General features: G+C 36.3%; 10 protein-coding genes and 1 pseudogene. All 11 read right to left on the minus strand.

Going from position 1 to position 12,094, the window contains the following annotated elements; translation table 11 throughout:
• Positions 1 to 19: 19 nt before the first annotated feature.
• Positions 20 to 892, minus strand: a complete 873-nt coding sequence (locus tag DWZ56_RS21380) for an acylneuraminate cytidylyltransferase family protein (RefSeq protein WP_199679631.1) — start codon at positions 890 to 892, stop codon at positions 20 to 22.
• Between the two features lie 5 nt (positions 893 to 897).
• Entirely contained in the window at positions 898 to 2,343 is a 1,446-nt protein-coding gene (locus tag DWZ56_RS21385; protein WP_118558659.1) for a lipopolysaccharide biosynthesis protein, read from the minus strand.
• 53 nt (positions 2,344 to 2,396) lie between these two features.
• The gene (locus DWZ56_RS21390) at positions 2,397 to 3,872 is read right to left on the minus strand and encodes a hypothetical protein (protein ID WP_118558660.1); all 1,476 of its coding nucleotides are present in this window, start codon (positions 3,870 to 3,872) and stop codon (positions 2,397 to 2,399) included.
• The gene (locus tag DWZ56_RS21395; RefSeq protein ID WP_118558661.1) at positions 3,865 to 5,007 is read right to left on the minus strand and encodes a hypothetical protein; all 1,143 of its coding nucleotides are present in this window, start codon (positions 5,005 to 5,007) and stop codon (positions 3,865 to 3,867) included. Before DWZ56_RS21395 ends, DWZ56_RS21390 begins: the two co-directional genes overlap by 8 nt.
• Before the next feature lie 96 nt (positions 5,008 to 5,103).
• A pseudogene (locus tag DWZ56_RS23875) lies at positions 5,104 to 5,269 on the minus strand (DapH/DapD/GlmU-related protein); the annotation flags it as partial.
• Positions 5,270 to 5,592: 323 nt separating this feature from the next.
• Complete coding sequence (locus DWZ56_RS21405) at positions 5,593 to 6,366, minus strand: glycosyltransferase family 2 protein (protein WP_118558663.1); 774 nt, start codon at positions 6,364 to 6,366, stop codon at positions 5,593 to 5,595.
• Positions 6,363 to 7,052, minus strand: a complete 690-nt coding sequence (locus DWZ56_RS21410; protein ID WP_118558664.1) for a sugar transferase — start codon at positions 7,050 to 7,052, stop codon at positions 6,363 to 6,365. The genes DWZ56_RS21405 and DWZ56_RS21410 overlap by 4 nt, the downstream gene beginning before the upstream one ends.
• Positions 7,053 to 7,065: 13 nt before the next feature.
• Positions 7,066 to 8,337: a DegT/DnrJ/EryC1/StrS family aminotransferase gene (locus DWZ56_RS21415; RefSeq protein WP_118558665.1), complete on the minus strand. Its 1,272-nt coding sequence runs from the start codon at positions 8,335 to 8,337 to the stop codon at positions 7,066 to 7,068.
• 938 nt (positions 8,338 to 9,275) lie between these two features.
• Positions 9,276 to 9,851, minus strand: coding sequence for a hypothetical protein (locus tag DWZ56_RS21420; protein ID WP_118558666.1), 576 nt, complete (start codon positions 9,849 to 9,851; stop codon positions 9,276 to 9,278).
• 71 nt (positions 9,852 to 9,922) lie between these two features.
• Positions 9,923 to 11,050, minus strand: coding sequence for an LCP family protein (locus tag DWZ56_RS21425; RefSeq protein ID WP_118558667.1), 1,128 nt, complete (start codon positions 11,048 to 11,050; stop codon positions 9,923 to 9,925).
• A 154-nt stretch (positions 11,051 to 11,204) separates the two neighbouring features.
• Positions 11,205 to 12,065: a class B sortase gene (gene srtB / locus DWZ56_RS21430; protein WP_118558668.1), complete on the minus strand. Its 861-nt coding sequence runs from the start codon at positions 12,063 to 12,065 to the stop codon at positions 11,205 to 11,207.
• Positions 12,066 to 12,094 lie beyond the last annotated feature (29 nt).

A 12,094-nucleotide genomic window follows, 5' to 3' on the forward strand; every position in this document is an offset into this window, starting at 1 on the left:
TCAGTTCATTATAAAAAGCTTAGATTTTTGTCTTGACAACTGAACCACTATAACATCTATCAAACAGCTCTGTAATTCCGTTTACAGGAATGAGATTATGCGTTGTCTTTCCAAATACTTCGGGTTCTGTCTGATTTGAATCATAGTATATATCTGGCTTAACATAAAATTCATCCGCCATCTCAAGTGCACGATAGATGTGCCCAATGCCTCTCTTATTATTGCCATTTACATAGATTGCAACCTTCTGTTGATTTAAGGCATATGCAGCTGCTTGAAGATCAGCAAATGTATCTACATCAACTGATTCTTTTTCTGGTATTTCAAACAGACTAACCTTCTCACCAATTCTAGTTTTTGGGGTACATACCGAATATTTCGACACAAAGAAAGCACCAGTTTCACTATAGCATGGTGGTAAGTATTGACGATTCAATCTTTCTGTATAATTTGGTACGATTTTTCCATGTTTTTCTCCCCACGACAAATGAGGTGCATTGATAGCAGAAATAACAGTATCGTAATCACCTCCAATAGCATACTTAATACCAGTATCCAACGTTGGTACAGTAAGTGTAGGTGAAGTCGGCTGCATAGTAACAACAAAATCCCATTCCTGCCCTTTAGGAATTGCATCATAAATAACTGCATCAAGAGTTACTGCATCGCCACATAAGGATGCATCACGCCAATGGCACTTCACTCCCATCTGTTTAGCAATAATTTGAACATCTGGTGAGTCAGTTGTTACTATTACATCTGTAATCATTTCTGATCTAATTGCATTTCTTATAGAATAATAAATCAAGGGATGACCGCCTATAATTCGAATATTTTTATTTGGAATCCCTTTTGACCCTGCTCTAGCTGGAATTACTGCAAGAATCTTCATAATTTTCATTTCCTCCTTAATGTTTCGATTGTATCTAATAAAGGTTTTGCACTTCGAAGTTTTAGTGAACTGTATATTTTTTTTCTAAGCAAAAACGCAATGAAGAAAATACAAATTCCAAGTATTAATATTATGCCTATCCTTATTATATAAAATCTATATAAAACAATAGACAACGGCAATAACAGCAATGAACCACTCAAAAAAATCAAATTAAATTTTGTATCATACCACTCAGTCTTTTTCATTTTATTTACAAAATAAAAATGAATAAAGAATAATAGAATGTACCCAGCTAGAGTAGTATACGCCGCTGCTAGATAGCCAAAAATAGGGATAAAAACAATATTTAAAACAATATTTACAATTGCTGCAATTGTTGTCCCCAATGCTATATACTTCTGTTTCTTTGAGAAAAACTCTATATTCACATATAATGAATAAACCACTTGAAATGCATACGCAATTACAACTGGCGGTACCACGTAAATTGCTTCCATATATGCTGTTCCACCCATAAGAAACATAATCTCCGGTACAAATAGAAGAATGATAAAAATAATGCCTCCCATCAATAAGAGCAATGGTTTTGAAGCGCGTTTTAATTGATAATAACTCTGCTGCTCCATTTTTTCATATGCCCAAGTGGACCATGCATTATTAACTGCTGACCAAAACACAGAAAGCATTAACCCACAATAATATGCAACACTATAATAAGCTGTGGATTCATCCCCACAAAAATATGTAATCATTACTCTATCACTAGATCCTAGTATATTACCTGCTAAAGTATGCCATACTAAAGGCAATGAAATAGCTATTGCGTATTTCCAATAACTACACTTTATTTTTGTTGCTTTTGCAAAACTATATATATATATCACTAGATTAATAATAAATAAAGCTCCATAATAACCTGTAATTCGCCCTATCAGTTTGTTAGAAAATATGAAAACACATATTAATGATAAAACTGTTGATGCAGCTGTAGAAAACAACGAAATTAAAACTGCATTTCTATATTCATATTTTATTCTGCTGCTAATTAAATACATCTGTAAAGCAGGATAAACAGATAAATACAAAAAGATCATATGTATTTCATATTCTGAAAGACTAAGTAAGGAAATAAAAAAACCTTTATTTAGTATTACTATGCAATATGCTACTAGCGTTACGAACGATCCAAGAACCAAATTTGAGGCAATATAATCATTTAACTCATCGCTGTAATCAAATCTTGCAATCATTACAGAAGAAGTCAAATTTAATGTAAAAACTACCGCAAATATTTCTATCCAAGAAGTAAGATTTGCAAAATTCCCTACCTCTTCTTTAGTTAATAATCGAGTAAAAAAAGGAGTGGTTATAAATACTGTTGCTTTTGCCAGAAAATTACCAATAACATACCATACTCCAGCTTTAAATACTTTATTGTCATTGCTCATACTCGGCACACCTGTCTATTTATATAATTTATTATTACAAACACATTAATGCATTAAATAAGATAGCGGTTAATTTCATTAGTAATATTCTTGGTAGCATTCGGCTTAAAAAAATTAGTCTTATTTCGTGTATTTTTACTTCGTTTATATTCAAGTAAATAATCTGATAATTCCTTAGCTGAATAAATGAACTTTGCATATCCTTCATCGCACAAGTCTTTCATTCTTTCCTTAGAATTCCCTATATCTAATATACAAGTATCTAAATCATATAATAAACCTTCAAAAATAGATGTAGATGTCATCCCTATTTGAATATCAGAAGTAGCAAACAACTCATACAGTTGTATGTCAGAATTACCACATATTGATACTTCTTGATATCTTGTTAAAACTGACCATTCATCTAATGATTTGCTATACTCTGTCGGGTGTAATTTGTATATAACAGAAAACAACAAATCTGTTTCTTTTAATAGATGTAGTGTTTTTTCAATAAAGGGCACTAATTTATCATGGAATATTGGCTGCGATAGAATTAATATAGATATAACCTTTTTATCCTTGCTTTTATCCACTGGATATCTTTTTTTTTGCATTTCAGCAAATGGATATCCACACGATATTATGTTTTCATCTCCAATTGGAAAATTACATGTATTTTTCCAATAATCTGAAAAAACCAACAGCTTATCCGGTAAATAGTTGTATTTTCTATTAACAAGAAAATTATAACTTATATGCTCTCTCCCAATTATTCCATGTTGCAGTTCTATAGTTGGTATACAATGTTTCTTTGCGATTTCATTAATAATCATTGAATTAGTACTATATCCACATATCTCAACAATAACCTTCGGACGTATATTTTCGAGCATTTTAGTGAAATATTTAGCTTTCTTCTTATACCAATAATACCTTGAACAGATTAGAGAATAAACCCAACTAATTTGAATATCAAAATCTAAATAATCATGTATAGCTCTAACTACTCTTTTAGCCTTTATCTTACATTTGTCTTTTTCTCTACTGTTTAAACCAAAAACTTTATATGTAAGAACCGGCAACACATCTACCGCATCTAATTCTAATACTTTTTCAGTCCAGTATGGTCTCATATGACTTGTTATATTTAAAAACTCTGCAGTAATACCTCTTTCTTTGTAAATCTCAGCCAATTCATCCGTCCAATATTCAAAGTATTTACCATCAATAAAAGTTCGCCTCGGGGAAGTAAAAAAAAGAATGTCATGGTGTTTTTTATAAAAAATCGGGTTACTCCATATAATATTTTTAATTAAATAAAATATGTCTGATGCTACAATTTTTCTATTGGTTAATCCCATCACATTGGTTCCAAAAGTTTGATCTATTTTAGATGTTACACTTTGATGATTGCCTGAATTTTTCGGCTCTAACTCCGATATTTTAGAATAAACTTTATCGCGTATAAAAAACCAATATCCAAATCCATCTATATCATCATTCAACAATTCTGACATTTCTTCCATACGTAAAAAATCAATCATAATAACTTCCCTCTGTTCTATACTTAATAACCTGCTTCGAATATGAAGGATACAATAGTAATACTAAAAATATAGTATCTAATAATCCGTTAAAATTAGTATAGTCAAAAGACATTCTAAATAAACATATAAACATTGCTGACAAGAAATAGAAATTTCTATCTTTAACATAAGCTACGATTGATTTTATTATCAATATAATTACCATCAAAAAAACAACCATTCCATATTTTGCATGCAGCATCAAAAATGAATTATGAAGATTTTCACTGTATAAATTTAGTAGCTGTGTTCCTGAAATGTGCGATCCAAAAAACCAATTTCCAAAGCTTGAAAACGATTTGCTTACATAATCACTCCAAATAGCTGTTCTTTTAGATTCGAGACCTCTCCATAAGATATTACTAATTGCATTTTCTATTAACTCTGGTTCGAAATACATAATCAATTGATATAAGACAATTGTTGCTAATACAGCTCCTAAAAAAATTTTTATATTTCTTATATATGATTGCCCCTTTTCAAACCTAAAAATACAAAAAATACAAATAACTATAACAGATGTAATGACTCCACTTCTACCAATTGCAGAAAAACAAGTAATAAATGCCACAAAAGCATAATATATCGAAATACTTTTTTTATTTTGAAAAGACGTTACCATATGCATCGTTAAGAAAAATACGACAAATATACTTACTGAATTTCGACTACTGGTACCCCCTAAATAATCTGCACCCCCTTTCTGAAAAATCAGAATAACAGTCAGTATACAATAGATATAAAAAACTATGCTAGTAGTTTTCGTAGATACTCTTCCAAATAATAATACTGTGCTCATCCCCATAAATGCGAATGGCCAGAACAGTTCTACAAAATCCGCATTACCATTAAAAATCCAGGACATAAATCCACCCAATATATATATAGAAACAAAAACCATATATTTGGTTGTTAAATTTTTCAAATCTCTTCTTAATACACAATAATAAGCCATAGAAGCAGCACCTAAAATTATCATGATTATTTGTGAAGTTCTAATACTAAAAACACCATAAAATTCTGCAATTACTACTAAACAATAAATAAGCAATACACTATTTAAAAACAAATTTTTCGTTTTAATCCTTAACATGGTTATATTCCATCTCTTTAAGTTGTATTATGTTTTTTCCAGCCTCTTTTATATCTTTTAAATACCACTCACTTTTTTCTATATCCATCTTTTGTTCACTCGAAAATCTAAGTTTAATAACTTTTGCTGGAACGCCTCCTACTATTGTGTAATCAGCAACATCTTTATTCACTACTGCACCTGCTGCTATTACAGCACCATTACCAATAGTTACTCCTTGCAAAATCACCACATTTGCTCCAATCCAAACATCACTACCAATAACCACCTTTTTACGCAATAAATTCAATTCTATTCCAGCAGCTTTCATTGCACGTACACATGTGCTAACATTTTTGTAATCATGATCACCGGGACCAATAGTTACATTTGAAGCGATAGAGCAGTAATTACCGATTGTGGTATTGTTAATGTGAGTATTCCTTGCAAAATAATTATAATTACCTACTGTGCTTAATTCATCAATAACAACACTATGATTAAACACGTTTGCCTTACCCATTTTCCCATAAATTGCAGCCCTATAACGTATTCGTCGCCAAATCCGAAAAACAAGTTTCTGAAATAAACTTATTAATTTTTGCATTACTCCCCCTCTTTCCTAATGTAAAATAATCTTTTAACAAATCCAAAAAACAAATTCCTTACAGTATTCAAAATACTACTAATAAAATTCTTTTCTTCAGCAAAATAAAACAATTGAAAATGATATTTTACTAGTTTAACGATACCTTTTGAACTTATGCTTCCGGTTCTTCCTCTTCGATATATACTTAAAAATTCATCTAACAAATAACAATCTGCTATTTTGCAAACTTTAAGCCATATAGCGTAATCGTTATTCTTTTTAATATCTTTAATTTGTATATCACCCACTACATTTCTATCATACATTACTGTTAAACATCCAGGCCAACAATAATTAAACATTCCCGTCTTAGTGATTTTCTTCGGACCGGTAACTTTTACACCGGTTTTGTATCCATCCTCATTCATTTCCTCATAGCATGAATATGAGAAGTGGTATCCATTCTTCTGCATAAAGTCAATCTGTTTTTCCAGCTTTTCCGGACTCCACAGATCATCAGAATCAAGAAATGCTATCCACTTTCCTTGCGCTTCTCTCAATGCTCGATTTCTGCTGACCGCTGCACCAAAATTTTTTTTATTCTTTATATATTTAATTCTTTTATCATACAGATAACCTGCAACAACATCATCGGTATTATCAGAAGAACAATCATCTACGATAATCATTTCCCAGTTTTGGTAAGTCTGTGCCTGAACCGACTCAATAGTCTTTCTAATAAACTTCGCAGTGTTATATGATGGTGTGATTATCGAAACTAGCTCGTTCATTTCTTCTTCTCTCTTCTCAATAATTCATTTGCTTCAGCTTGTTTCTTGTCATATTCTTCCTGACTCACTTCATTCTTCTGAAGTAAATAGTCTCCAAAATCCATATCTGAAACAGTGCCTTCACGATTTATATCCGCTCTTTTGAAAACCTTACCAATAGTCTCAAAAATAATTCTTACATCACCAACAATAGTGATTTTTTCTATATACTTTAAATCCCATGAAAACTTATCTTCCCATGTGATTACATTCCTCCCATTCACCTGCGCTAATCCAGATAACCCTGGTCTAACACTATGTCTTTTTCTTTGTTCTGAACTCATAAATACCATATCTCTAATAAGTTGAGGTCTTGGCCCAATGACCGCCATATCACCTCTTAGGATATTGAGCAGTTCGGGGAGTTCATCTACAGATGTACTTCGTAAAAATCTTCCATAACTATTAAGACGCATTTCATCAGGCAATAATTTTCCTTGTCTGTCTTTCACATTACTCATTGTTCTAAACTTAATAAGTTTAAAAATCTTCTCATCTTTTCCTGGTCTAGGCTGTGTAAAGAAAGGATTCCCTTTCATAAAACATACTCCTAATATTATTAATAATAAAAAAAATGGACCCAATACAATAAGGGCAAATAAACTACAGCAGAAATCTAATACTCTTTTAAAACAATTTCTATACATGGTTCATACCCGCCTATTCAAAACATTCTCTAATCATTTTTATAATTATATCCTGCTGCTCCGGCGTCATTTTATTATCACTTGGCAAACACAACCCTCTTTCAAAGATATCCATACCAACATCAAGCGGATTGCCATCTTTCCCATTTTCACCTCCTGCAATATACGCATTCGTTTTGCCACGTCCATTACCTTCTCTCGTTACGAATCCATGTGTTGCGTAGATTGGCTGCTTATGCATTGGTTTCCAAATTGGTCTTCCTTCTGCATTATATCTAGCAAGAGTTTCCAAAATTTCTGTTGGGCAGCTTTTTCCATGCTCTGCCTTGAATAAAGCCTTATGTTCTCCACGCACCTGCTCGCACATTGCTTCTGGATCAACACTCATACAACTCAACCAATAATTAGGTTCACTATTTACTTTGTCAAATGGATTCATCTTTACCGGAAGTCCTTTAAATCCCTCTCTATATCTTTCATAAATTGCTTTCTTCTGTGCAATATGTTCTGCTAAATAAGGAATCTGACCTCTAACAACACCAGCAACAACATTGCTCATTCGATAGTTGTATCCTACCTCTTCGTGTTGATACCATGGTGCATTTTCACGTGCCTGAGTAGACCATTTTTTTACTTTCTCAGCATCCTCTAAACTATCTGTAAGGAGCATACCCCCTGCAGAACCAGTAATGATTTTATTTCCATTAAAGCTGATTGCATTGTAATCTCCGAATGTCCCCGTCTGTCTTCCTCTATATGTAGCTCCCAAAGATTCTGCCGCATCTTCAATAATTGCTGCACCGTGCTTATCGCATATAGCCTTAATCTCATCAATCTTACCAGGTGTCCCGTATAAATGTGCTATCACAACCAATTTCACTTCCGGATAAATTTCAAATGCCTTCTCCAACGCAACCGGATCCATGTTCCATGTGTCACATTCTGTATCAATAAAAATAGGAACTCCACCCTCGTATACGACAGGGTTCACTGTTGCTCCAAAAGTTACATCTGAGCAAAAAATTTTATCATTTTGAGATATATCTGCTAACTTGACTGCCATATGGAGTGCTGCTGTTCCAGCTGAAAGTGCTACCGCATATTTGCACCCAACTTTTTCGCATATTTTCTTTTCAATTTCGTTTATGTTTGCACCTACAGTTGACATCCAATTAGTCCGGTATGCTTCTGTGATATATTGCAGCTCTTCTCCATGCATTGTAGGACTGCTAAGCCAAATTTTATTATGAAATCTTTGAAATTGATGATTCTCTGAATTAAACATATCTATGTCCCTCTCGTTCATTGTAAAGTGTTTATTTTTGTTTTAAATCTATGCATCTTTATACAGATATTTATGTCTCTTTTTAAGTATTTACAGGATAAAAAATGACCAATGGCTCACCGCGATGACAATCACGCTGAGCCTGGTCAATTACCTCCCTTTATTTTTCTACTCTACATTGTGGGTCAATTCAGAGTACCCAAGAAGCCATCTTAAGCTCTCCGGTTCTCGAATCCAACTCAAATCCATAGAAAATACATAATCAGGGCTTGACCTAGACCCTCCTTTTTCTGTCATTTATGTTTAACTTCTTTTTTTCGACCTCTGCGATCTGTTCTTTCTTAGTAGTGTTTCATTTCATATGGCTTAACTTGGCTCGTGGCCGTATTTTGAAGTTGGGATGTGTGGCCCGTTTGTCTATATTTTGTTTCCAAACTTCTTAAAATTACATTTTACTGAACTAAACATTCTAATTCCTCTCCTGTTGCACTTTTTTATTCTTGCCTATTCAGCAATTTAGATATATTAATATAACGACAATTATCCTGCAATGACAACGCCATCCACAAGCTAATCGAACACCCTTATCATAATTTTTACTTATTTAGGATTAGGCCACAGAGCACCTCTGAAGCATTCTTATACCTGTATTACAACTTCCTTCTCTTTTACAAAAATTATCATAACAAGATTCGATTAATCCATTAATACAAGCACTTTCAATTTTTTCTCGATTGTTCCTATTATAGGTCCAGCACCTATCAAGATGTTCCCATGTTCTGGAATTCCATACAAAGACATAGATTTCAATTCATGTTCATACGGTAAAAATCACTCTCCATAGATCAACACATGTATTTAAATTATCGATCTATAATCTAATGATAAATATGCGTCCGCCCTCCCGGGCGGACGCATACCATCAATCCCCAGTTAAATTATCTGGAGACTTTTGCACGCTTTCCAGCGTACAACGCCGTAGCAGCACAAACCACTACCAAAAGCTCTACTAATACGATTGCATTAGCTTCGCCTGTTTTTGGAGATGTTGCCGCCGAAGCGCTTGATGCGCTTACTCTGACGAATCCAACCGGTGAAAGGGATGTAAATTTAGCAGTGATCTTACCGTCCTCTACCTTCAGAGTAGGAACTACTTCCCATTCTGCTTTGTCATTGTTGTAATGGATAACGACGATATTCTCGCCGGCCTTTACACCATTCACGTTGAATGTCAAAGTTACACTGCCGTCAGCATCTCTGTCTTTCGGATCTACGGAAACTTCTACTAAGCCCAGTAATTCCGCTTTCTGATTGCTAGCAGGCTTTACAACCTCTGCAACTTTAGCAGGAGTTACGGAATCAGCTAACTCCTTGTTTACAGAAGTGATTGTTGCGGATACACCATCCGCTGTTAAAGCGGTAGCGCCGCCCTGCGGGCTGCCTGCAGCTAATGCGCTCATTCCCATGGAAAGGCACAGAACTGCGGTAAGCAGCATTGCATATAACTTTTTCATTGGCGTCTACCTCCTTTCTTAAAAATTTATATTAATGCCTTTTAGGGCAATTAATATCCACTTGAGATTGCTTATTCATAGCTATTGTCCTCTTCATAGAAGACGTCTATGATCAGATCGTACAGCGCTTCGTCGTCTACGTAGAACTCCATATAGCGCTCACCCATCCGGGAAGTGCCCTGGATATTCAGCATGCTGTCGGAAGTAAATTCACTCTCTAAAGCCTGTGCTGCCAGATAGGTGATCTCATTTAACGATATATCTGTTACGAGATACTCGGAAACGCCGTTAAAGAGCTTTATCGGAAAAGTAAGGTCATTCTTCATTGCTGCTTTCGCGCTGCCAACGAAGCTTAACATATACTGCTTTTGTCTGGCCATGCGCTCTTCATTGGTTCCGTTGCCCACGTCCATACGGCTGCGTACAAAGATAAGGGCTTCCTCACCTTTCAGGGTCATCGTTTCTCCCTGCTTCATCCGTTTGCTGACCTTACTGAAATCATCGTTTATCGTAACCTGCACGCCGCCGACCATGTCGTTGATCACCGGTATCGCGTCCATGTTTATGGAACAGTAAGCATGTATCGGAAGCTGGTACAGCAGATTGGATACAGCCTCTACTGTAAGCTCACAGCTCTTTGCGGCACCGTCCCCATAGGAATATGCCAGCGCCAGCTGCGCAGTGGCATTGGAGACGTAATTGCCAAAAAAATCGTAGACAGCGATATCGGTCATGGTATCCCTGTTGATGCTGATCAGCTTCATCGTCTTGTTCCTGGTATCCATGGACAGCAGAAACAGAGTATCCGCCTGACCGGCCAGTCCGATCTCGTCCTTCTGCTCCACCTCGCCTTTATTGTCCACACCCAGACACAAGATATTTATAATATCCTCATTGTAACAGTATACCTTGCCATTATAGCGGACATATCCTTCCTCTAAGGGCTTTTGGGCCGGCTGATCCGCGCCGGCGCTTTCCGTCTCAATGAGGGCTAAGGACGGAGCCTGATTGGAAGCGCCTTTCAGAAGCGTCCCGCGCCCCGCGCTTTTCATCCAGGCAAAGGCGATGCTTCCCGCCACTACGGCAATAAAAATGACCAGCAGAACGCTTGCAGCCACAATAGCCGCCCGCTTCATAACCCGGTTCTTTTTCTGCCTTTTTTTTCTGGCTTCCACGCCGGCCCGAATTAAATCATCCATCTCTTACATATCCTTTCCTGTATGCCGACATACTAATGCCCCGTCAGTCAGTGCCGAATGTCCTTTCTTGCGTGCTGGCAAGTGTGTCGACATGCTGACACGCTGATATCCCACCAATCAGTGCCGGATATCGATGTGCCAGACCTCCGGCACACTAACGCGCGCTTGGAGTGCTTTGTACCAACACTGCCTGTACCAGAAACCGCTTCGTATCCTGTCCGTCGATACAGGTGGACAGCGTGATAATCCTGTCATTCTCTGTGATTTCCACCGTTTTATCAATATTGGCGGTCATATCCCGGACAGCGAAGATGCTGTCTAAGTAGTTCTTAAATACGGTTTTATCCTCAAAGTCAAAACTTAGCATCAAATGCCTGTCGTCATAGGCATATGCCGCAAAAATCTTATACTCCAGCACCTGGCCGGGCATATAGATATAAACCGTCCTGTTGCTGTCAAAAAAATCCTTGTCCGTATAATTGTGCAGGGATGTGAACATCGCATCATTCTTTCTCATGGTATGTCCGTAGAGAACTGTATTGGGATCTTCAAAGTCCGTTGAATTATAGTTTTCCGAATAAATCGTACCCTCAAACAGATAATTTCCCTCGATTGTATGATGCAGGTAATAGCTGTTGTCCGACGCGCTCTGGGCTATGGGATAGTCCACTTTTGTTCCCGGTATGCTGATCCAGGCATACACCTCGTCATTGACGGACTTAAGCTCCTTAAAATCAATCGGATTTTCTGCCAGCGGCTCGGTCGGTTCAGCCGTTTCAGAGGGCTTAGAATAACCGGATTCAGCGGCAGGGTGAGTTTCACCCTCTGTAAAAGCCTCTGAGGTAACCTGGTTTTTCAGCTTCTCATACTGCCTTTCCGATTCATTCCTGGACCGGTAGTAGTTCGCAATATAAACTACACACATTACCATAAGGATCAGCATCACAAGCATCAGGATGATCCAGGGCATGCTTTTCTTATTCTTTTTGCCATGTTTGTTCTGCGGCGTTCCCATGCGGTATCTGTCCTCCCAATTATGCTCTT

This window comes from Lachnotalea sp. AF33-28 (assembly GCF_003477885.1).
Lineage (GTDB): Bacteria > Bacillota > Clostridia > Lachnospirales > Lachnospiraceae > AF33-28.